We start from the raw sequence: 20,477 nt of genomic DNA, 5'->3' as shown, positions 1-20,477 counted from the left end.
GCGAGGTGGGGAGCCGCGTCGGTACCAGCGACGCGGCTCCCCGGCGTTCCTCAGGAAGAGGCGGTCGAGAAGCTGCTGCCGCTCGACGCGCAGCTGCCGGCGAACGAGCCGGCGCAGGCCAGGGTGGCGGCGGTGGAGAGGGCCGGGTTGGCGGCGTCGTCGAGCTCCTCGACGAAGGCCTCCAGGTCCAGGTCATCGCCCAGCTGGGTGTGCTCCATGGTGGTTCCTCCTTCTGTTGCTGCGGTGGCCGGTCCGATGCAGGTGCTCGGGCCGGATCAGGTGAACGTGCTGCCGGTGCTCACGGTCGACGCGCAACCGCCGACCGTGCTGCCGAAGGTGCCCGCGCTTCCCCAGGAACCGAGGGCCGCCGTCTCCGGCAGGTCCTCGACCACCAGCTCGTCGCTCAGGAAGAGCTGCAGGTCGTTGTCGTTGATGTGCTCCATGTCTTTCACCTCCTTTCGCCGTCTTGGACCGGCGTGCCGTCACGACGGCCTCCCCGGTCAGCTGTTGTAGGACGAGAGCGTGGCGGCCGAGCTGAACGTGCCGGTCGCGCAGCCGGCCGAGGAGACGCTGCCGGCGCTGGACCAGCCCGCGGCGGCGCTCTCCGAGAGGTCCTCGACCGAGGCCTCGGCGGCGGCGAAGAGGTCGACCTCCAGGCCGCTTTCGCTGATGTGCTGCATGTGTTCTTCCACCTCCTTTCACGGATCGAAGGGCAGGTCGGGGTGGGTGTTCCGGGTCCGGGGCCGGACACCGGCCCGCCCCCGTCAGCCGAAGGTTCCGGCGGAGCCGAAGCTGCTCGCGCAGCCCGTGGCCGTACCCGCCGTGGAGACCGAACCGATCGTGGAGTACGCGGCGGTGGCGTCCTGGAGGTCCTCCAGGAAGGCGCCGGACGGGCCGTCCGCGGCCATGCTCAGGTCGAGGTCGGTCAGGTTGTCCATGTTGTCCATGTGTGTCACCTCCTCTCTGCTGCCGGTGCTGTGCGGGGTTTCAGCCGTTGGCCGCTGCCCCGCCGTGCTCGTCGGACGCGTCGACGGCATGGCCAACGGCCAGGGCCAGCAACTGCGTCCGCCGAAATCCGTCGATGCCCACGAGTTTCTTCAGCGCCGCCGGGAGGAAGCCGGCGAAGATGCTCCCGACCAGGCCGGCGTCCACCGCGGTCAGCCAGGCGGCCTCGCAGGCCGCTCCGCTGCGCTCCAGCAGCCGCCGGTGGCCGTGGGAGCCGTCGGCCCCGAGCGCGTCCTCCAGCGAGCCGACCGCCAGCAGCAGGGCCGGCGCGTGGGCGAACTCGGGCTGGAGCACGAAGGTGCTCAGTTCCTCCGCGCCCGAGATGGCGGCCAGCGGTTCGAACCCGTCCGGGCCGAGCCGGTGGACGGCGGGGCTCAACCCGGCCACGGCGCGCGCCACCACGAGGAACTCCAGGGGGCGCACCCGCTCGTCGGGCCACAGGGCCGCATCGGCCGCATGACCGGCGCAGACCATCGCGCCGAGCAGGGCGGGGTCCACGTCCCGCTCGGCGAAGAAACGATTCGCCCTGCGCCGCTCCAGAGCCGGCCGCAGCCCGCCCTCCGCGAGGGCGCCGAAGTCCTGCGTCGGGAAGTCGCCCGCCTCCGCCCGCCCCGGCCGGTGCGGGTCCTGCGCGACCGCCGCCGCCGACTGCGCCTCGGCGTCCTGGCGGACCGCCGCCAGGATGTCCAGAAGATCGCTCACCGGTTCCCCTCCTCCGTGTCCGTACCGGCGCCGGCCGCGAGCCGGACGACGGCGGTCACGCTCTCGAACTCGCGCTCCACTCCCAGGGCCGCCATCAGCGCGGCGTCGTCCCATGCGGGCTCGTTGACCAGCCGCAGGCCGAGCCGGCGGCTCAGCAGCAACAGGTGGCTCAGTGCCACGCCCGTGTCGAGGTGGATCACCCGGTAGGCGAAGGTCCGGTACTTCCGGGCGACCCGTACCAGCGCCCCGGTGACCACCAGGAGCACCGGTTCGACCATGTCGGCGTACTCCTGCGGCAGTTCGGCCACCCGCGCCAGCCGGTGTCCGATCGGCTGGTAGGCGTACGTGCCGGGCCGCAGCCCCGCGACGTCGCGCACCACGATGTACGCCGTCGGGGAGCCCAGGTTCCCGCCGGTCGGCGCGAACCGCAGCAGCTTCTGCCGCCGGTCCTGCGGCTGCTGCTTGAGCCCGAAGGCGGCCGCCAGCATCGTGCCGAGCACCTCGATGCCGACGGTCGGCGCGGCTCCGGCGTCCAGCAGGCCGAGGCCGGCTCCGGGCAGGTCGACGGCCTCCGCGTCCGGGTACTCCTTCACGTCGTACTGGAGGGCGAGGTTGGCGGGCTCGAAGTGGTTCTGGTGGTCCCTGGGGTTGACCAGCCGACGCGGCGGGAAGGCGACCGAGTGCTCGTACGCGTACGCGGGCGACGGGTCCTGCAGCTCGACGGCGGGATCGCCGCACAGGTCGCAGCCGGGCCGCGGCGCGAGGATCCGGGTCTGCGACGTCCCGGCACCCACGTCGATCCGCGCGCGGCCGTGGAGGGAGACCGGCTTGCCGATCCGGCCCACGAGGGCCAGCACCTCCAAGGCCGTGAGTGCGGCAGCCACGGCGACGGCCTGCGGGCTGAGCAGTTCCGCCGGGCCCGGCGGAGCCTGCTCCAGGTGGCACTCCGGGCATGCGCCGTGGTCTGCCGCACTGTAGGGACCGATGGAGTGGCCGTCGCCGTCCGGGCCGGTGAGGAGAACCGGCACGCCCCGGCGGCGCAGCGCTCGGTAGACCGCCCGGGCGGCGGCCCGGTCGTCGCGGTCGACGTGGAGCACGGCCAGCGACGGGGCCTCGAAGCCGTCGGAGGCGTCGGGGTCGAGGGAGTCGAGGCGCACGGTGCGCATGCCCAGGGCTCCCAGCCGCTCGGCGAGCAGCTCGCCGAAGGGTCCGGCCGCCCACAGCCCGATGGGCGCGCTCGCCATGCGGTCCTGCACCTCGTCGGCGCCGGCGTTGACGCGGGTGGTGTCGAGCAGCCGGGCCAGCAGGACCGACTGCGGCGCGGTGTCGCGCGGCACGCCCTCTTGCAGGAGGCCGCAGGAGTAGAGGAGCAGCAGGACCGCGCGGATCTGGGGAGCGGTCCGCCCGAGCGCGGCGGCGAGCTCGTCCAGGGTGCGGGTACCGTCGAGGAGCGGCACCAGGTCGGGCAGGATCTGCCGGGCGGACCGGCCGCTGAGGGTGCGCCGGTTGCCGGTCCCCTCGACGAGCAGGCCGTCCTCCGACCAGTGCAGCACGACGCCGGGTACCAGCGACGGATGGGCGGGCAGGCGGAACTGGGGATCGTTGAGCGTCGCGTAGGCGAGGTCGACTGCGGACAGCTGAGCGGTCATGGGTTCACCCCCTCCTCGTGGTGAGTGCTGCGGCGGAATCGGTCGCAGGGTCGGTCGCGGGGTCGGTCGCAGGGTCGGTCGCAGGGTCGGTCGCGGGTACCGGAAGGACCTCCCTCAGGTCGTCGGCCAGTCGGCGCCAGGTGGCGTCGGGCACCTCCCGGTCGCAGCGCCTGCAGCCGTGCACGGGGACCACCGACACGGCGGAGACCGCGGCGGACAGCAGGTCGAAGGAGCGCACCCGGCCGCGTTCCGCCGGGCCGTCGCCGCCGAGTACGGCGTCGGCGACCGGGCCGACCGCGGTCTCGGCCAGGACGACGTGGGTCTCCAGGAACCCGCCGGGCCCGAGCTCCGGATCGGCGTCGTACGCCCGGAACAGGCGGCGGTCGAGCTCACGAAGGTGCTGGTGCTGGTACTGGCGGGCCAGGAAGCACTGGTAACAGGGCCCCTGCCGGCCCAGGACGGCCGGGCCGACGCGCAACGCACTGACTCCCATCGTGACCGGCAGCCAGGGAGTCCCGGTGGCGAAGGACAGACCGTCCACCAGGTCGAACAGGGCGGGGGACTCCCGCCAGGCGGCGACCACGCGCAGCCCGGCGCGGGGCCAGCGCCCCGGCTGGAAGAGGTCGGCCTCGGGCGAGACCACCACCGACGGCCGGTTCCTCAGCCGGTCGGCCACCGCACGGCCGAAGTCACCGACCGCCAGCACATGCAGATCGAACATCCGTTGTTCCTACCGCTCCTACGTTCGCGTGCTCATGCGCTCGTGCACGTTCTTCGGTGTTCATGCGCCCTTACGCGAAGGGCTGGGGCCATGGGTTGAGGTCCGCCTCCGCGTGGGCCGGGTAGCCCATCGCGCGCGGGCCGTCGTACAGGCGCGGGTGGCCGAGGTAGCGCGCACGGTGCGAGAACGACAGCGGCATCAGCTGCGGGATGATCACGCGGATCACCCGGAAGCCCACCTCGCGGGCTTCGGCAGTGGTCATCTCCACGGCGTAGACGTCCATGCCGCGGTCCTTCAGCCGCTGGAGCACCAGCTGGAGGTCCTCCCCGGCGTCTCCGGTGGACGGCCGCGGCAGGGCCGAGAACGGCCGCACCCCGTTGTCCTCGGCGCGCAGGAAGTCGTACGCCCCGGCGCGTTCGGCCACGCCCATGTACGTGGCGCCGTGGAAGACGCTGTGGAAGTCGTCCAGACTGGCCGGCGGCGGTTCGGCGGCCGCCAGTGCGATCCGCGACGATGCCGTCTCCCGCAGCATCTTGACGGCCGCCTGGTCCGGGTCGAGGTCGGTCGCGCACATCACCACATGGCGCACCCGCTCGCTGCGCGGGTCCTCGTCGAGGCTGTAGAGCGTCGGAATGCCGAGCTCGGACGTGGCGTCGTAGAAGGTGGTGCGGATCCCCTTGCGCTCCACTTCGCGCAGCGAACGGGTCAGCTCCTCCGACGCGTTGTCGAACTCGATCCGGGGCAGCGGCAGGCGCTGGAGCCAGGTCAGCGCGATGGAATCGCGCTCCACGACCTCGCAGATGCCGTTCAGCAGGGCCCGGTTGATGTCGGTGTGGGTGGCGCAGCCCGTCGAGATGGGCATGGTGAACCGCTCACCCGGGGTGAGGGGCGGTATGTGCAGCCACACCGACACCGCCGGGACCATCACGGGCCGGCCCTCCGTCAGCGACCAGGCGGTCGTCCAGCGGATCGGCTCCGCCGGGTCCGGCAGCGTCAGCGGGCAGTTCGGGTGCGCCAGTTCGGTGCTGCTGAGTTGCGGGAAGCCGGTGATGTCGGCAGCCCGGTCGCCCAGCTCCTCCGCGGTGGCCCACACCAGGTCCTTCGGCAGGACACAGCTGGAGTACCGCTCCAGCGCCTCGGCGATGGAGATGGCCCTCGCGCGCTGTGGATCGGTGCCGCCGCCCCCACCGCCGAGTTCGACTCCCGAGGGGCGGCTGCTGGTCGACCGTACGTTGGGCTGGACGTGCTCGAGCTCGCCCATCGTGGCGGAGTACACGGCCAGGCCGGAGGACTCGGGCGATATCCGGGTCACCCTCCCGATGAGCCCACCGCCGTGCGACACGAGCGCGTCGAGCCGGCGCAGCCCTTCGGGGAGCGCCTCAGGGAGTGCTTCGCGGAGTGCCTCGGGGAGTGCCCCGGGAACGTCATACGCTCCGCCGGGAGGCCTGGTGCCGCTCACGTCCAACATTTGACGAACCTTTCCGGAAACCACTGGGTAATTCACAGCTCCGCGCATTCCCGCCGGCCGGCCCATTCCGCCGCGCCGGGCAAAAAGGAGGCGGGCGGGGCGTATACCGGGTGTGCGGGGTGTCGGTTTCCCGGTCAGTCCCAGGCGTGCGTGTTCGCCACCGGCCACCGCGAGAGGCCCAACTGCTCCACACGGTCGGCGAGGCCCTGCTTAAGAGCGGGAACCTCGCTGATGGAGGCCATGGTCGGGCGGGTTTCGGCCTGCGCCGCTCCCCCACTGCCGGCCAGGAGGCAGGCCACTGCCACGGCCCCCAGGATGGCGGCGCCGGCCCTCGGACAGGTCTTGTCCCCGAGCCTCGCGCGGATTACCCAGCTATTCATCGTTCCCCCGATGCGACAGCCAATTGTTCGGCGAGATGAAATATGCCAGTGCGGGAAGTGCGCGGGCGGCAGGTACGACTGCAACTTCATGCAGGCATTGGCTGCATGGGGATGCAGCGGCGGGGCCCGGACGACGACCGCCCCCCGTGCCGCGGCGCAAGGGGCGCGACGGTACGGGGGGCGGTGTGGAAGGCGCTGTACGGGAAGGGTGGCGTCAGGCGGCGGCGTCGGTTTCCTGGATGAAGCCCAGGATGCGGGTGTTGACCAGGGTCGCGTGGTCTATCTGGGGGCCGTGGCCCGTGCCGGTCAGGATTTCGGCCCGGGCCCCCGGGATCAGGCGGGGGACGCGTTCCCGTTGGCGCTGCGGGTGCACGAGGAGACTCCGCTTGCCCATGACCAGGTAGAGCGGGGTGGTGATCGAGCGCAGGGCCTCCTCGGAGAGGGGGAGCGGGGCCGGGCGGCGGATGCGGAAGGCGCGGGCGCCCGCGTGGACCATGGCGCGCAGTTCGGGGACGACGAGGACCGGCTGCTCCAGCCACTTGGCGAGGCGCGGGCGCAGGGCCTTGGGGGCGAAGCTGGCGAAGAGGCTGATGAAGATCCAGGCGAAGAAGCGCAGGCCGACCTTCTCCAGGCCGCCCGGGTCGAGCAGGGTCACCGAGGCGAGGCGGCCCGGGCGGCGGTGGGCCTGGTTGAGCACCAGCCAGCCCCCGTAGGAGGAACCGACGAGGTGGACGCGGTCGAGGCCGAGGGCGTCGAGGGCCTCGTCGAGCCACTGGGCGGCGCGCTCGGGCTGCCACATGGGCTCGCGGTGGATGCTGCGGCCGGCGTCGCCGGGGGTGTCGAGGGCGTAGACGGGGCGTTCGGCGCTGAGCGCGGGGGTGTTGGGGTACCACATCGCGGAACAGGAGCCGGCGCCGTGGATGAGGACCACCGGCGTACGGGACTCGGCGGCCGGGTCGGCCGGGCCGTAGCGGTAGACGTGGGTGGTGCCGAAGCTCGTCTCCACGTCCGCCTCCGAGCGGGCGGGCGCGCCCAGGGCGTACAGGGCGTCGCAGGCGGCGAAGTACCGGTCGCGCAAGGTGTCGTTGACGTAGCGGCCGACATCGCGGCGCGGGCGGGAGCCGGGGCGGGTGGTGGTGTCGGGCACGGTGGCGCCTCCTGCGAGATCGTTTCCGTTCGTGGTACGACCGTATCATGTTGGTGGTACGGGCGTATCATCAAGCTGTTTCCGCTGTGTCTGGGGCTGACTGAGAGGTGGGTGCGGGCGTGCCGAAGCGCGTGGACCACGAGGAGCGGCGTGCCGAGATCGCCGACGCGCTCGTGCGGGTCGCCGGGCGGCGCGGGCTGCATGCCGTCGGCATGCGCGACGTGGCGGCCGAGGCGGGGGTGTCGCTGCGGCTGGTGCAGTACTACTTCGAGACCAAGGAGAAGCTGCTCCTGTACGGGCTCCAGCACCTCACGGACCGGTTCACCGCCCGCGTGGGCGCCCGCCTCGCCGCCGCCGGGCCGGGAAGGGGATCGGCGCCGGGGTCGGGGTCGGCGCCGGGGCCGAGGGCGGTGGCGGAGGCGCTGCTGCTCGCGTCACTCCCGACCGACGAGGAGAGCCGCACCTTCCACCTCCTCTACACCTCGTACGCGATCCTGTCCGTCACCGACGAGGCGCTGGCCGCCCAGCCGTTCATCGACAACCCCGATGCCGCCGAGGACGCCCTGGCCGGACTGATCGGCCGGGCTCAGGACGCCGGCCTGGCCGACCCCGGTGCCGACGCGCGCACGGAGGCGATCGGCCTGCTGGCCATGGCCGCGGGGATGGGCACGAGCATCCTCGTGGGCCAGCGGGGCCCCGAGTCGGCCACCGCGGTGCTGCGCCACCACCTGGACCGGATCTTCACGCCTCCTGCAGCGGCTTCGCGGGACAGGAGCGCAGCACCGGGGAGGTCGTGACGGGGCCGTAGCGGGCGAGGGCGTCGACGACCTCCTCCAGGCGTCCGGCCTGCGGGCAGTGGCGGGGCTCCCGCCCCGCGGGCGCGGCGGCCGGCGCGTTCCTGGTCGCGCCGCCCGGCCCGCAGGGGCCGGCCTTCCCGCGGCAGGCGGCCGCGACGTTCAGCGGGGTGTCGGCGCGGCCGCTGCCGCACCCTGCCCTGGTGGTGGGCAGCACCGCCGACCCGTACGGCTCCCCCGCGGCGGCCGCCGGTTTCGCGGCGCGGTGGCGGGCGCGCCGGCACCCGGCCGTACGGGCACCTCAACTCCGCCTCCGGCCCGGGCTCCTGGCCGGAGGGGCGTGAGCTGCTGGAATTCCTCACCCAGTCCTTTTCCCGTTCCTGATCAATCCGCCTCCCGAACCGTCCCGAGCCCGAGGCGGGCGAGGCGCTCGGGGTCGGTGAGGATGTCGAGGGCGACGATCCTGCCGTCCCGGACGGTGAACGCCATGACCGACAGCGGCGCGCCGTCGGCGCTGCGGGAGACCACGCCGGGGATCCCGTTGACCAGCGCCGGGTACGCGGCCTCGGCGAACCGGGCGAACGTGATCGCCTGCGAGGCCACGTCCTGCGCGCCCCGGCGGACCAGGCTCGGCCGCAGTGCGCCGCCGTCGGAGCGGGCCACGACCTCCGGGTCGAGCAGCTCCAGGAGCGCGCGGAGGTCGCCGCCGCGCGAGGCGGCCAGGAAGGCGTCGACGATCTCCCGGGTGCGCACCAGGTCCGGGTCGGGCGCCGGTACGGCCCCCTGGACGCGGCGGCGCGCCCGGCTGGCCAGCTGCCGCGTCGTCGCCGCGGTGCGGCCGAGGACCGGGGCGATCTCGTCGAACGGGACAGCGAACAGGTCGTGCAGGACGAAGGCCACCCGCTCCGCCGGGGCGAGCGTCTCCAACACCACCAGCAGGGCGATCCCCACCGAGTCGGCCATGAGCATCTCGTACTCGGGGTCCGTGCCGGCCAACCCCGTGACCACCGGGTCGGGGAGGCGGACCCGGCCGTCCTGGTCGTGGAGCGACTCCTCGGCGCGCGTCGTGCGGGAGCGCAGCATGTCCAGGCACACCCGGCCGGTGACCGTGGTCAGCCAACCGCCCAGGTTCTCCACGCCGGTGACGTCTGAGCGGTTCAGCCGGATCCAGGTCTCCTGGACGGCGTCCTCGCTCTCGCTGAGCGAGCCCAGCATCCGGTAGGCCACCGCCCGCAGATGGGTCCGGTGCTCCTCGAACCGCCGGGCCAGGGCTTCCTTCTCGCTCACCTGTCACATCCTCGCGTCGCACTGCGCACCGGACTGCTCGCTGCTGCCCCTCCAACGCTCCGGTCAACACGGCGGGTTCCCGGATCATCCGTCCTGCCGGTCGGCAGTCACCCCGGCGCCCGCCTGCACGTTGTGCCGTCCGCCACGTCCCGTACCAGGCCCGTACGCGGCCCGTACGCAAGCCCGTACGCCCCCACCCGAAGGCAGGACAGACCCATGCGGACGACCACCGTCACTCGCACCGCCGTCGCGGCCGCCCTGGCCACCGCGCTCGCCCTGGGCGGCGCCGCCACCGCGACCGCCGCCACCGCGGCCCCCGCCCCCTCACCGGACGACGGCTGGACCGGCGAGGGGGGCCTCTCCCTCAACCGGGAGGACAACCAGCGCGTCGACGCGTACCTCGACCGGGCGCAGGAGGCGGAGAAGTCCATCAGCCCCCGGGTCAGGGCGGCCGCCTGGATCACCGGCGCGGAGCTGACGGGCTTCGACCACCGGCTCAAGTCCCCCGACTCCCTCAAGCGCAAGGTGGCCACCTCGCTCGAGGAGCACCCGGAGCAGAACGTCGACACCGTCCTCGCCGGCATCGGCGACGCCGTCCGCTACACGCTCCAGTGGCCGGACGAGGAGTACACCGAAGGAGTGGCCACCGCCGCCCGGCTGCTCTCCGACTGGGGCAACGACAGCACCAAGTGGTCCAACACCTGGGGCCGCGCCCAGGGGTACAAGGGGCTGAACACCGGCTGGCGGGCCCCGCGCTCGGGGCAGCTCTTCGAGGTCCAGTTCCACACCCCGGCGAGCAAGTGGGCGCAGGAGGCCACCCACAAGCTGTACGAGGAGCAGCGCCTGCCCGGCACGAGCCCCGAGCGGAAGAAGGAGCTCCAGGCGCAGCAGAACGCGATCTTCGCGTCGGTGCCCGTCCCGCCGGGCGCGGACCGGCTGACGGCGCCCGGGCCCGTACGCCTGCCGGCGCCCGCGCCCCTGGGCAGGCGACGCTGAGGCGGGCCGTCAGCGGTCCGCGGCACTCACCGCGGCGCCCAGCTCCGTGACGAGCTCCTCCGGCAGCCCCATCATGCGCAGGGTGGCCGGCACGGACGGACCCAGGGCGGCCACGGACTCGGCGACCCCGCGGAAGTACCTCCGGGCCGCGGCCCGGTCCCCGCGGTCCCCGGCGATCCGGCCGAGGCCGGCGAGGCAGCGCACCCGGTTGCCGAGGCTCTTGACCCAGTGGGGGTCGATCCGGTCCAGCGCATCGGTGTAGAGCCGCTCCGCCTCCTGCGGCAGCCCCTCCAGCAGGGCGATGTCGCCGAGGCCGCGCAGCGCCGCGGCGAGGGCGGCGGGGCTGCCGCTGCCGCGGGCGAGGTGGGCGGCAGCGGTGTAGTCGTCGCGGGCCGCGTCCCGGTCGTGGGGGAGGCGGTGGTCGCCCCGGTTGACCAGGAGGTCCGCGGAGTCCTCCACAGCGCCGAGCTCCTCGGTGAGGGTGAGGGCCCGGTCGGTCAGCGCGAGCGCCCGCGCGCCGTCGCCGCGGGCGCCCGCGAGACCGGCGAGGGCGTCCAGGGCCAGCGCGGTGCCCCACCGGTCGCCGAGCGTGCGGAACCGCTCGGCCGCCGCGTCGAAGGCCTGCTCGGCGCCCTCGGCGTCGCCCGCGCCGAGGGTCGCGTACCCGGACACGTACCGGGCTGCCGCACCAGCCCACGGTTCGGGGCAGTCGCGCTGGGCGGAGACGAGCTCGAACGCGGCCACGGCGTCCCGGGGGTCGTGGGCGTCGGTTTCGCCCGCGTGGCGCATCATCCACAGCAGCAGGACCACCGGGTAGCGGCCCGGGCGGTCGCCCGGCCACGCGGCGGCCAGCGCCTTCTGCGCCGCGGCGCGGTGGCGCTCCCAGACGGGACGGCCGGCCGCGGTGGACGCCGCGAGCAGGACGCAGGCGGCGTACTCCTCGCCGAGACCGGCCACGGCGGTGGCGTCGACCGCCTCCAGCAGGGCGGCGGCCTGCGGGGCCGCCGCGGCGGACGCGCCGCGGATCCACAGGGCGGTCGAGGCCGCGGCGAGCAGTTCCACGGCGGTGCCCGCCTCGCCCGCACCGACCGCCCAGCGCAGTGCGGCCAGGAGGTTGTCGTGCTCGGCCGCGACGCGCGGCAGCCACTGCAGCTGTTCGGCGCGCAGCAGGTGCGGGGCCGCCGAGCGGTGCAGGTCCAGCAGATGGCGGGCGTGGGCCTGACGGGTGGCCTCCGCCTCGGCCGCGCCCGCCGCCTCCAGCCGTTCGGCGGCGTACGCGCGGACCGTCTCCAGCATCCGGTAGCGCCCGGCGCCCACGGCCTCCACCAGGGACTTGTCGACCAGCGACTCCAGGGTGTCGGCGTCCGTGCCGCACACCGCCCGCACGGAGGCCGCCGTCGCGCCGCCCGCGAAGACCGTGAACCGCCGGGCGGCGCGCTGCTCGTCCTGCGTGAGCAGGTCCCAGCTCCAGGCGACCACCGAGCGCATGGTGCGGTGCCGTTCGGCGGAGGTGCGGCTGCCGCGGGAGGTGATCCCGAGGAGGTCGTCGAGGCGGCCGGCGAGGTCCTCGGGGTCCAGGGTGCGCAGGCGTGCCGCGGCGAGCTCGATCGCGAGGGGCAGGCCGTCGAGGGCCGTGCAGATCCGCCGTACGACCTCGGGATCGCCGGTCGGGCCGTGGCGTACGGCCCGGGCCCGGTCGGCGAAGAGCCGTACGGCGGCCGCCGCGTCCAGCGGCCGGACCTGCCGGACGTGCTCGCCGATGACGCCGAGCGGTTCGCGGCTGGTGGCCAGCACGCGCAGCCGGGGGCAGGCGGCCAGCAGGCGGGCCGCGAGGGCGGCTGCCTCGTCGACGAGGTGCTCGCAGTTGTCCAGGACGAGCAGGAGCGGCCGGTCGGCCAGGGCCGCGATCAGGCGGTCGAGCGCGGTCCGCGCAGGGCCGTCCCCCATCTGGAGGCCGTTCTCGCGCAGCCCGAGCGCACCCAGCACGGCCTGCGCGGTCTGCACGGTCTGCACGGCCTGAGCGGCCTGAGCGGCCTGAACGGTCTGCGCGATCTGTCCCGGCTGCCCCGCGTACGCCCCGTGGCCCGCCGGTCCGCCGGCGCCCAGTGACGCCAGCTCCACGAAGCAGACGTCGTCGGCGGCGACGGCCGTGCCCGCGACCTCGACGGCCAGCCGGGTCTTGCCGACCCCGCCGGGGCCGATCAGCGTGACCAGCCGGGCCACGCGCAACAGCCCGGCGGCCTCGGCCACTTCCTCCTCCCGGCCCACGAAGGAGGTCAGCTGGGCGGGCGGCGCGCAGGGCGAGGGCGCCGGGGCGGTGTCCAGCAACTCGCGGTGGAGCGAGAGCAGTTCGGCCGACGGATCGGCGCCCAGCTCCTCGGCCAGGTGCCGCCGGGTCTCCTCGAACACCACCAGCGCCTCGGCCTGCCCGCCCTGGGCGAACAGGGCCCGCATCAGCAGCCCGGCCAGCCGCTCCCGCAGCGGGTGCCGGCCGACCAGCTCGCGCAGCTCCGGTACGGCCGCGCGGTGTTCGCCGAGCCGGAGCTCGGCCTCGATCCGGTCCTCCAGGGCCGCGAGCCGGGCCTCTTCCAGCCGCCCCGCCGCGGCGCGGGCCGTCTCGCTCCCGTCGAGCCCGTCCAGCGCGGGACCGCGCCACAGCTGCAGCGCCCGGCGCAGTACGGCGGCGGCCCGGGCGGGGTCGCCCTCGGCCAGGGCGGTGCGCCCTTCGGCGGCCAGCGCCTCGAAGCGCGCGGCGTCCACCGACCCGTCCGGGACCGCGATCCGGTAGCCGGCGCCGACGCGTTCGATGGCGGCCGCCTGCCCCAGGACCGTACGCAGCCTGGACACCTGGGACTGGAGGGCGTGCGCGGAAACGTTCCCGCCCGGCTCGATCTCCTCGGCCAGCCGCTCCGCCGACACCACCGCGCCGGGGCGGATCAGCAGCAGCGCCAGCAGGGCGCGCCGCGCGGGTCCGCCGAGCGGTACACGGCTGCCGTCGTCGTGCCGTGCCTGCGTCTCACCGAGGATGCCGAACCTCATGCCGGCGATTATCCACCCGGTGATCCGCCTGCTGATCCACCCGTGGAATCAAGGCAGTTCAGGAAGGTCGGACCAGTCGGGCCGCTCAGCCGGCGATCGGCCCGAGCCAGGTCCCGCCCGACACGTCGACCGTCTGACCGGTCACCCACCGCCCCTGCGGGCCGGCCAGGAAGCCCACCACGTCCGCGACGTCCTCCGGCTCGCCGATCCGCCCGAGCGCGCTGATCGCCTCCAGGCCGGCGACGACCTCGGGGACCGCGGTGTAGCCGGCGGTCAGGTCGGTGCGGACGGCGCCGGGCGCGACCGTGTTGACGGTGATCCCGCGGCGGCCCAGCTCATTGGCGAGCGAGGGGCCCATGGCCTCCAGGGCCGCCTTGCTGACCGTGTAGCCGATCTGGGTGGAGACGGCGAAGCGGCTGGCCGTCGAGCCCATGTTGATGATGCGGCCGCCGTCGTTCAGCAGCGGCAGCGCCCGCTGGATCACGAAGAGCGGCGTGCTCACGTTGACGGCCATGAGCAGGGCGAACTCGTCCTCCGCGAGCTGGCCGATCGAGCGGCCGGAGATGATGCCGGCGTTGTTGACCAGGATGTCCAGGCCCTCGGCGCCGTGCTCCTCCAGCCCGCGGACCAGCCCCTCGAACAGCCGGTCCACCGCGCCGGCCTCCCCGAAGCGGGCCCCGACGGCGAAGGCGCGCCCGCCGGCCGCGGTGATCCGGGCCACCGTCTCCTCGGCGGCGGCCTCGTTGGCTCCGTAGTGCACCGCGACCAGCGCACCCTCGGCGGCCAGCCGCAGCGCGACGGCCCGTCCGATGCCGCGCGACCCGCCGGTCACCAGTGCGGTCCTGCCGGTCAGCTGCTGCTCGCCCATGTCCGTACTCCTCGGCTTCCGTGTGCTCGGTGTCCCCGGCGGACCCGGCGACGAGCTCACTTTCGGCGGCGGCGCTCACCGCGGCCTCACCTCCGGCTCACCACCGCTCACACCACCCGGCGGGCGCCGAGAGAATTTCACGAAACGGAAAAGCCATTCCGCTATGCGGTAGACTGCCCAGACTCCCAGGTGCCCTCGACCCTCCCAGGAGTCCGCATCATGGACATCTACGCTCAGGTCATGAACGCAAGTGCCGCCGGCGCCCTCGCCGCCGTCAAAGACGCCGACCGCAAGCACGTCTTTCACTCCTGGTCGGCGCAGGAGCTCATCGACCCGCTCGCCGTCGCCGGGGCCGAGGGTTCGTACTTCTGGGACTACGAGGGCAAGCGCTACCTCGACTTCTCCAGCGCCCTCGTCTACACCAACATCGGCTACCAGCACCCCAAGGTGACCGCCGCGATCCAGGAGCAGGCCGCCCGCCTGTGCACGGTCGCGCCCGGCTTCGCCGTCGACGTCCGCTCCGAGGCGGCCCGCCTGATCGCCCGGCGCACGCCCGGCGACCTGGACAAGATCTTCTTCACCAACGGCGGCGCCGAGGCCGTCGAGAACGCCGTCCGGATGGCCCGCCTGCACACCGGCCGGCCCAAGGTGCTGTCCGCCTACCGCTCGTACCACGGCGCCACCTCCGCCGCGATCAACCTGACCGGCGACGCCCGCCGCTTCGGCAACGACAGCGCGACCGCGGGCGTGGTGCACTTCTGGGGGCCGTTCGCCTACCGCTCGCCCTTCTACTCCGCCTCCGAGGCCGAGGAGTGCGAGCGCGCCCTGGCGCACCTGGAGGACACCATCGTCTTCGAGGGCCCGCAGTCCGTCGCCGCGGTCATCCTGGAGACCGTCGGCGGCGCCCCGGGCGTGCTCGTGCACCCGGCGGGCTACCTGGCGGGCGTGCGGGAGCTCTGCGACCGGTACGGGATCGTCTTCATCCTGGACGAGGTGATGGTCGGCTTCGGCCGGACCGGGAAGTGGTTCGCCGCCGAGCACTGGGACGTCACCCCCGACCTGCTCTGCTTCGCCAAGGGCGTCAACAGCGGCTACGTCCCGCTCGGCGGCGTCGCCATCTCCGCCGCCATCGCCGAGACCTTCGCCCGGCGCCCCTACCCGGGGGGCCTGACGTACTCCGGGCACGTGCTCGCCTGCGCCGCCGCCGTCGCCACGATCACCGTGATGGAGGAGGAGGGCATCGTCGAGCAGTCCGCCCGCACCGGCGCCGAGCTGCTGGGTCCGGGCCTGCGCGCCCTCGCCGAGCGGCACCCCTCGGTCGGCGAGGTCCGGGGCCTGGGCACCTTCTGGGCGCTGGAGCTCGTACGGGACCGGGCCACGCGGGAGCCGCTCGTGCCGTACAACGCCGCGGGCGCCGACAACGCCCCGATGGCCGCGTTCGCCGCCGCCTGCAAGAAGGGCGGGCTGTGGCCGCTGACCGCCGGCAACCGCATCCACGTCGCCCCGCCGTGCAACATCGCGGCCGACGACGTGGCCAAGGGGCTGGCCGTCCTCGACGAAGCCCTCTCGGTGGCCGACGCGCACACCCTCTGACCTGCGCCGTCAGAGGGACGCCCAAGCCGCGGGGGCCCGTTCTCGGAGGATCGGCGCCATTACGAACAGCACGTGAACGTGCTGAAATCCGACAGAGCACCTACGGACCGGGATGCACGTCAGTCCCGGGGCGGTCCCACGGGGACTGAACGGCGGGGGGCGGGCCGCGGGCCCGCCGGACGCCGGGCGTACGGGATCCAGCCAGCCGGACTCCGCGTACCCGAAGGAAGACAGCGCATGAGCAAGCACGTCCTGGCCCAGAACCAGTACGGCAAGGCCGAGAACCGTATCGTCAAGGTCACCCGCAAGGGCAGCGACGGCTCCTGGCACGAGATCCGCGACCTCAACGTCTCGGTCGCGCTGCGCGGCGAGTTCCGCGACGTCCACCTCACCGGCGACAACACCAACTGCCTGCCGACCGACACCACCAAGAACACGGTGTACGCCTTCGGCAAGGAACACGGCATCGACTCCCCCGAGGCCTTCGGCATCCTGCTGGCCAAGCACTTCGTCTCCTCGCAGGCGCCGATCCGCGAGGCGCAGATCCGCATCGAGGAGTTCGCCTGGGAGCGGATCCCGGTGCCCACGCGCAAGGAGCAGCACTCCTTCGTCCGCAAGGGCCAGGAGGTGCGCACCGCGCAGATCACGTACAGCGAGACCACCGGCCTGCAGGTCATCTCCGGCCTGAAGGACCTGACCGTGATGAACTCGACGAACTCCGAGTTCCACGGCTACATCAAGGACGAGTACACGACGCTCAAGGAGGCGTACGACCGCATCCTGGCGACCAAGGTCACCGCGCGCTGGGCGCACTCGGCGCTGGCCGCCGACGACGCCGCGTTCGACTGGGACCGGTCGTACAGGAAGGTCCGCAAGCACATGCTGGAGGCCTTCGCCGAGACGTACTCGTACTCGCTCCAGCAGACCCTGAACCAGATGGCCGAGCGGGTGCTCGACAACTGCCCGCGGGTCAACGAGGTGCGCCTGAACCTCCCCAACAAGCACCACTTCCTGGTGGACCTGGAGCCGTTCGGCCTCAAGAACGACAACGAGGTCTACTTCGCGGCGGACCGCATGTACGGCCTCATCGAGGGCACCGTCCACCGCGACGGCGTACAGCCGGTCATCGCGACGAGCGACTGGATCGTGGCCTAGGCGTCCGAGGACGGCGGCCCGGCGTCCGCCTCCGGTTCGCCGAGCCGGAGGTTCCAGCGCCCGGCGCGCCCGGTGAGCGTGGTGACGTGGCCGGGCCGGACGTCGAGCCGCCAGAACGCCGTGGCCGGCAGGTCGAGGGCGTGCACCACGGCCGCCCGTACGACGGCCTGCTCGACGACCGCGCGGTGCGTGCCGGGGGCCAGGCCGGCCAGTTCGGCGCCGACGCGGGCGGTCAGTGCGGCGAGGGACTCCCCGCCGGGCGGCGCGTACGCGGGATCGGTCAGCCAGCTCCGGATGCCCTCGGGATCCTCGGCGGCGACCTCGTCCAGGGTCCGCCCCGCCCAACGGCCGGTGTCCTGGCCGCGCAGGCCCTCGTATCCGGGGCAGGGGGCGCCGTGGCCGAACCTCGCCCGTCGAACGGAGTCGTCGAACGGCGCTGTGACGAACCGAACTCGTACGACTCCGCTCTTCATAAAGGGAGCATAAGCGGGGTACCGTCTCGGACGACAACCAAACAAGACGACGGTACGACGGAAGCCGGTGGAAATCCGGCACGGTCGCGCCACTGTGAACCCGCCCGCGAGGGAGGGAAGTCAGACCCGCCACCGTCGTTGCGAGCACCACTGACCGGGACGCGTGTTCCCTCTGGAGGTACCTGCCATGGCCAACCCCGCCGTGCCCGCTTCGGCCCCTGCCGTTGCCCCGATCTCGCTCTCCGCGCTCGCCCCGTGGGCGGTCTTCGCCGGCATCCTGATGCTCGTCCTGCTCTACCTCGTCGGTGCCGAACAGGGCGCCACCGCCCTCTTCGAGGGCGACACCGTCCACGAGTGGATGCACGACGGCCGCCACCTGCTCGGTTTCCCCTGCCACTGATCCACGATCCGCCGATCCACTGATCTGCCGATCCGCTGATCCGCTGATCCCCGCGATCTGCAAGGGAAGCCCATGAACCCCATCTCCCCCCGCCTCCTGCTGGTGCGGGGCATGCTCGCCGGCCTGTTCGCCGGTGCGGCCGCGTTCCTCGTCGCGTACGTACTCGGCGAGTCCAAGGTCGACGCGGCCATCGCCCTCGAGGAGGCCGCCTCCGCCGGGCACGACCACGCCGAGGAGGGCCCGGTCAGCCGGGCCCTGCAGGCCACGGCCGGCCTCGGCACCGGCACGCTGCTGTACGGCGTCGCGTTCGGCGGCATCGCCGCCCTCGTCTTCTGCTACGCCCTCGGCCGCATCGGCCGCTTCGGCCCGCGGGCCACGGCGGCCCTCGTCGCCGGCGGCCTGTTCGTCACCCTCAACCTGGTGCCGTTCCTCAAGTACCCCTCCAACCCGCCGGCCGTCGGCGACCCCGACACCGTCGTCACGAGGACCACGCTCTTCGTGCTGATGATCGCGCTGAGCGTGCTGCTGGGCGTGGGTGCACTGATCCTGGGCCGGCGCCTGGCGCCCGGGATGGGCAACTGGAACGCCTCGGTCGTCGCCTCGCTGGCCTTCGTCGCCGCGGTCGGGATCGCGTACGCGTTCCTGCCGGCCGTCAACGAGGTCCCCGAGGACTTCCCGGCCACCCTCATCTGGCAGTTCCGCCTCGCGACCCTGGGCATCCAGACCGCGATGTGGACGACTTTCGGCCTCGCCTTCGGTTTTCTTGCCGAACGGGCCCTTGTCCCCGCCGCCGCCCCCAAGGAGGCTGTTCAGCTGACGAGTTGACCAGTGAGGGGCCGGTGATACATGCAGACGGCGATCTGCCGGACGGCGTTCTGCCGATGGCGCGGATGGACCGGTGCGGTCCCGTTCTGGCTCAACTCCGTCGTCCTGGTGCTGGCCCCTTTCACCGCCGTCACGCTGCTGGCCCAGATCGGCATCATCGCGGCCCTGGCCGCGGTCGGCGGCCTGGTCCGCCACCTCTGGTACGGCGACTACGGCCACCCGGCCATTCACCTCGCCGCCGCCCTCATGGGGGCGGCGGCGGTGGCGTTCGTGGTGGTCTGACGGCGCGTTCCGCGGCCCCGTCCGCCGTCGGGCGTGTGACGCGACGTCAGTCCCCGGCGTTGTCAACGGTGCCGAGGGGCCGGGACGGAGTCCACTGCTCTGAGGAGGACCGGCCGCCGGAGCCGGTGCATCGGACCGGGAGGACATTCCATGCTCCGCGCCAAGTGGGTGGTCGGCGTGCTGACGGCGGTTCTGTTGGGCACCGGGATAGGGCTGCTGCGGGGCACCGAGGGCGCCCGGGTCGCGCCCGCCGGCGCCGCCGACGCCCTGCCGTCCCGGGCCCTGGGCCTGTCCGGGCACCGGCGGCTCGTCGAGCAGCTGGAGCATGCGGGGCGACACGCGCCGGGGAAGGGGTCGCGTCCCTCCCGGGCCGCGGCCATCACCCCGCTGCGGGCCGCTCGGCCGCTGCGGCTGTACATCCCCAGCCTGGGCGCGGACCTGCCGTTCGGCGAGCCCGGCGACCCGGGCGGTGCGACGGCCGGTGACGGCGAGGAGGCTGCCTGGGAGTCCGACAGCCCGGCTCCGGGAGCGGCGGGCACGGCCGTCGTCAACGCGGAGGACCTGCGGCTCGGCGAACTGCGGCGGGGACTGACGGTCGAGGTCGCGCGGGCCGACGGCCGTACCGCTGTCTTCACCGTGGACGCGGTCTCGCCGGCCGGGGTCACCGGTCGCGGGCAGCGGCCAGGGCGGGCCCGCCTCAGGCTGGTCAGCGGGGAGACCACGGTCCTGGCCCGGCTGACCGGGCAGCGCCACACCGGGCAGAGCGACGACTGAGCACGGCGGGACGGGCCCGGCGGCGCACCGCACGGGCCGGGTCGGCCGAGGCCGTGTCCCGCGCCGTGGCGGCCGGGCTGCGGTCCCGTGTCAGCCGTGGGGGGTGTCTTCCTCCCCCGGTCGGGGGCTTCTGCGGCTCGGGCGGGGAGGCCGGAGACCTGGCGGGGCAGACCCCCCGCATGAGCGGGACACGGCATGCGCGGACGGCGTTGACCAGGGCCCTCGCGGCCGCCTGTGTCGCGCTGCTGTGCCTGTTCGCGGCCGGTCCCGCCGCCGCGTCCGCGGCCTGCGAGGCGGATGCGGTCCGGCATTCCGCCTCCGGGTCGCCGGGCGAGCCCGGGGCACCCGCCGAGCGGGAGTCCGACCCGGCCGCGGAGCCCGAAGCACGGGCCGCGGTACGGCCGGTGGTCCGGGGGCTGCCCGGTACCCGGCAGCTGCCGCGGCCGGTGTTCCACGTGAAACACCGCGGTCCGGCGGCGGCCGGCGTCGTGTGTGCGCCGGAGGGGCCGGCGCCGGCCGGGGCGACGGTGCGGAGTGTGGTGCTGCGCTGCTGAGCGGGCCGAGCAGCAGAGCACCCCCCGTACTCCCCCGAACCACCGTGAGGTTCCGGCATGCCCATCGACCCGTTCGCCGCGCTCAACGCCATGCTCCGCGCCGAGGCCGTCCGCTCCACCCCGCCGCCGAGGCGGGAGCCGTCTCCGCGGGAGATGCCCGCGCGCGAGACACCGGCCGCACGGCCGGCCGAGCCCGAGGAGGCCGCGGTCAGCGGCACCGCGTCCGAGGACTGACGTACAGCCAGGTCAGCCAGGACAGGAAGCCATACGCCGCACCCTGCGGGCCAACCTCGCCCACACCCGCAGGCTGCCCGACGGCACCGTGGCCGTGGTGCCCGAGCGGCCGGTGTTCAGCACCCGGGCCC

The 20,477-nt window shown here is 73.8% G+C and carries 26 protein-coding genes and 1 riboswitch; of the genes, 11 read left to right on the top strand and 15 right to left on the bottom strand.

All coding sequences use genetic code 11. The annotated features are described in order from the left end of the window. Positions 1-50: 50 nt before the first annotated feature. The 10 genes from ABZ924_RS28285 to ABZ924_RS28240 form a co-directional block, all read right to left on the bottom strand. Positions 51-218, bottom strand: a complete 168-nt coding sequence (locus tag ABZ924_RS28285; RefSeq protein ID WP_361915601.1) for a hypothetical protein — start codon at positions 216-218, stop codon at positions 51-53. A 57-nt stretch (positions 219-275) separates the two neighbouring features. Beyond that, positions 276-443, bottom strand: coding sequence for a thiocillin family RiPP (locus tag ABZ924_RS28280; protein WP_361915598.1), 168 nt, complete (start codon positions 441-443; stop codon positions 276-278). A gap of 57 nt (positions 444-500) precedes the next feature. Continuing rightward, complete coding sequence (locus ABZ924_RS28275) at positions 501-680, bottom strand: thiocillin family RiPP (RefSeq protein ID WP_361915595.1); 180 nt, start codon at positions 678-680, stop codon at positions 501-503. Positions 681-764: 84 nt separating this feature from the next. Next, positions 765-947, bottom strand: a complete 183-nt coding sequence (locus ABZ924_RS28270; RefSeq protein WP_361915592.1) for a thiocillin family RiPP — start codon at positions 945-947, stop codon at positions 765-767. Between the two features lie 40 nt (positions 948-987). Further along, on the bottom strand, positions 988-1,707 hold the full coding sequence (locus ABZ924_RS28265; protein ID WP_361915590.1) for a nitroreductase family protein: 720 nt from the start codon (positions 1,705-1,707) through the stop codon (positions 988-990). Then, complete coding sequence (locus ABZ924_RS28260) at positions 1,704-3,356, bottom strand: nitroreductase family protein (RefSeq protein WP_361915587.1); 1,653 nt, start codon at positions 3,354-3,356, stop codon at positions 1,704-1,706. Before ABZ924_RS28260 ends, ABZ924_RS28265 begins: the two co-directional genes overlap by 4 nt. Before the next feature lie 4 nt (positions 3,357-3,360). Continuing rightward, on the bottom strand, positions 3,361-4,077 hold the full coding sequence (locus ABZ924_RS28255) for a TOMM precursor leader peptide-binding protein (RefSeq protein WP_361915584.1): 717 nt from the start codon (positions 4,075-4,077) through the stop codon (positions 3,361-3,363). 70 nt (positions 4,078-4,147) lie between these two features. Next, positions 4,148-5,389 (bottom strand): YcaO-like family protein, encoded by a 1,242-nt coding sequence (locus ABZ924_RS28250; RefSeq protein ID WP_361915582.1) that lies wholly within the window; start codon positions 5,387-5,389, stop codon positions 4,148-4,150. 290 nt (positions 5,390-5,679) lie between these two features. Next, positions 5,680-5,850, bottom strand: a complete 171-nt coding sequence (locus tag ABZ924_RS28245) for a hypothetical protein (protein WP_361915579.1) — start codon at positions 5,848-5,850, stop codon at positions 5,680-5,682. Between the two features lie 289 nt (positions 5,851-6,139). After that, positions 6,140-7,072, bottom strand: a complete 933-nt coding sequence (locus tag ABZ924_RS28240) for an alpha/beta fold hydrolase (RefSeq protein ID WP_361915576.1) — start codon at positions 7,070-7,072, stop codon at positions 6,140-6,142. 119 nt (positions 7,073-7,191) lie between these two features. Here ABZ924_RS28240 and ABZ924_RS28235 point away from each other — a divergent pair, with 119 nt between their 5' ends. Continuing rightward, on the top strand, positions 7,192-7,869 hold the full coding sequence (locus ABZ924_RS28235; RefSeq protein WP_361915574.1) for a TetR/AcrR family transcriptional regulator: 678 nt from the start codon (positions 7,192-7,194) through the stop codon (positions 7,867-7,869). Here ABZ924_RS28235 and ABZ924_RS28230 read toward each other — a convergent pair. Beyond that, complete coding sequence (locus ABZ924_RS28230) at positions 7,814-8,083, bottom strand: hypothetical protein (protein ID WP_361915571.1); 270 nt, start codon at positions 8,081-8,083, stop codon at positions 7,814-7,816. The two genes, ABZ924_RS28235 and ABZ924_RS28230, sit on opposite strands and share 56 nt — an antisense overlap. Between ABZ924_RS28230 and ABZ924_RS28225 the strand changes: the two genes are divergently transcribed. Continuing rightward, on the top strand, positions 7,971-8,210 hold the full coding sequence (locus ABZ924_RS28225; protein WP_361915648.1) for an alpha/beta hydrolase: 240 nt from the start codon (positions 7,971-7,973) through the stop codon (positions 8,208-8,210). The two genes, ABZ924_RS28230 and ABZ924_RS28225, sit on opposite strands and share 113 nt — an antisense overlap. 40 nt (positions 8,211-8,250) lie before the next feature. On the opposite strand, the gene ABZ924_RS28220 is transcribed toward ABZ924_RS28225, so the two are convergent. Then, complete coding sequence (locus ABZ924_RS28220; RefSeq protein WP_361915568.1) at positions 8,251-9,153, bottom strand: sigma-70 family RNA polymerase sigma factor; 903 nt, start codon at positions 9,151-9,153, stop codon at positions 8,251-8,253. 216 nt (positions 9,154-9,369) lie between these two features. Here ABZ924_RS28220 and ABZ924_RS28215 point away from each other — a divergent pair, with 216 nt between their 5' ends. Beyond that, positions 9,370-10,149 carry an ATP nucleotide 3'-pyrophosphokinase gene (locus ABZ924_RS28215; RefSeq protein ID WP_361915565.1) on the top strand — a complete coding sequence of 260 codons (780 nt, stop codon included), beginning with the start codon at positions 9,370-9,372 and terminating at the stop codon, positions 10,147-10,149. Between the two features lie 9 nt (positions 10,150-10,158). Here ABZ924_RS28215 and ABZ924_RS28210 read toward each other — a convergent pair whose 3' ends face one another. Both ABZ924_RS28210 and ABZ924_RS28205 read right to left on the bottom strand, forming a co-directional pair. Beyond that, positions 10,159-13,188: a BTAD domain-containing putative transcriptional regulator gene (locus tag ABZ924_RS28210; RefSeq protein ID WP_361915562.1), complete on the bottom strand. Its 3,030-nt coding sequence runs from the start codon at positions 13,186-13,188 to the stop codon at positions 10,159-10,161. Between the two features lie 85 nt (positions 13,189-13,273). Next, positions 13,274-14,056, bottom strand: a complete 783-nt coding sequence (locus ABZ924_RS28205; protein WP_361915559.1) for an SDR family oxidoreductase — start codon at positions 14,054-14,056, stop codon at positions 13,274-13,276. 240 nt (positions 14,057-14,296) lie between these two features. Here ABZ924_RS28205 and ABZ924_RS28200 point away from each other — a divergent pair, with 240 nt between their 5' ends. Then, positions 14,297-15,649, top strand: coding sequence for an aspartate aminotransferase family protein (locus ABZ924_RS28200; RefSeq protein WP_361915556.1), 1,353 nt, complete (start codon positions 14,297-14,299; stop codon positions 15,647-15,649). Positions 15,650-15,886: 237 nt separating this feature from the next. After that, the gene (gene pucL / locus ABZ924_RS28195; RefSeq protein WP_361915554.1) at positions 15,887-16,804 is read left to right on the top strand and encodes a factor-independent urate hydroxylase; all 918 of its coding nucleotides are present in this window, start codon (positions 15,887-15,889) and stop codon (positions 16,802-16,804) included. On the opposite strand, the gene ABZ924_RS28190 is transcribed toward pucL, so the two are convergent. Continuing rightward, the gene (locus ABZ924_RS28190; protein WP_361915551.1) at positions 16,801-17,277 is read right to left on the bottom strand and encodes a histidine phosphatase family protein; all 477 of its coding nucleotides are present in this window, start codon (positions 17,275-17,277) and stop codon (positions 16,801-16,803) included. The genes pucL and ABZ924_RS28190 overlap by 4 nt on opposite strands. After that, a riboswitch (cobalamin riboswitch) is annotated at positions 17,277-17,426 on the top strand. Its footprint overlaps the gene before it by 1 nt. A gap of 38 nt (positions 17,427-17,464) precedes the next feature. On the opposite strand from ABZ924_RS28190, the gene ABZ924_RS28185 reads away from it, so the two are divergent. The 6 genes from ABZ924_RS28185 (at position 17,465) to ABZ924_RS28160 (ending at position 20,346) form a co-directional block, all read left to right on the top strand. After that, complete coding sequence (locus ABZ924_RS28185) at positions 17,465-17,677, top strand: CbtB domain-containing protein (protein ID WP_361915548.1); 213 nt, start codon at positions 17,465-17,467, stop codon at positions 17,675-17,677. Positions 17,678-17,749: 72 nt separating this feature from the next. Continuing rightward, a complete protein-coding gene (locus ABZ924_RS28180) occupies positions 17,750-18,502 on the top strand; it encodes a CbtA family protein (RefSeq protein WP_361915546.1) in 753 nt (250 codons plus the stop codon). Positions 18,503-18,523: 21 nt separating this feature from the next. Next, positions 18,524-18,784, top strand: coding sequence for a hypothetical protein (locus ABZ924_RS28175; protein WP_361915543.1), 261 nt, complete (start codon positions 18,524-18,526; stop codon positions 18,782-18,784). A gap of 150 nt (positions 18,785-18,934) precedes the next feature. After that, positions 18,935-19,558: a class F sortase gene (locus ABZ924_RS28170; protein ID WP_361915540.1), complete on the top strand. Its 624-nt coding sequence runs from the start codon at positions 18,935-18,937 to the stop codon at positions 19,556-19,558. Positions 19,559-19,737: 179 nt separating this feature from the next. Further along, entirely contained in the window at positions 19,738-20,112 is a 375-nt protein-coding gene (locus ABZ924_RS28165) for a hypothetical protein (RefSeq protein WP_361915537.1), read from the top strand. 57 nt (positions 20,113-20,169) lie between these two features. Continuing rightward, positions 20,170-20,346: a hypothetical protein gene (locus ABZ924_RS28160; protein ID WP_361915534.1), complete on the top strand. Its 177-nt coding sequence runs from the start codon at positions 20,170-20,172 to the stop codon at positions 20,344-20,346. The last annotated feature ends 131 nt before the right edge of the window (positions 20,347-20,477 follow it).

The organism is Streptomyces sp. NPDC046876, from assembly GCF_040645035.1.
Classification (GTDB): domain Bacteria; phylum Actinomycetota; class Actinomycetes; order Streptomycetales; family Streptomycetaceae; genus Streptomyces.
This window is presented reverse-complemented; position numbering and strand designations above follow the sequence as displayed.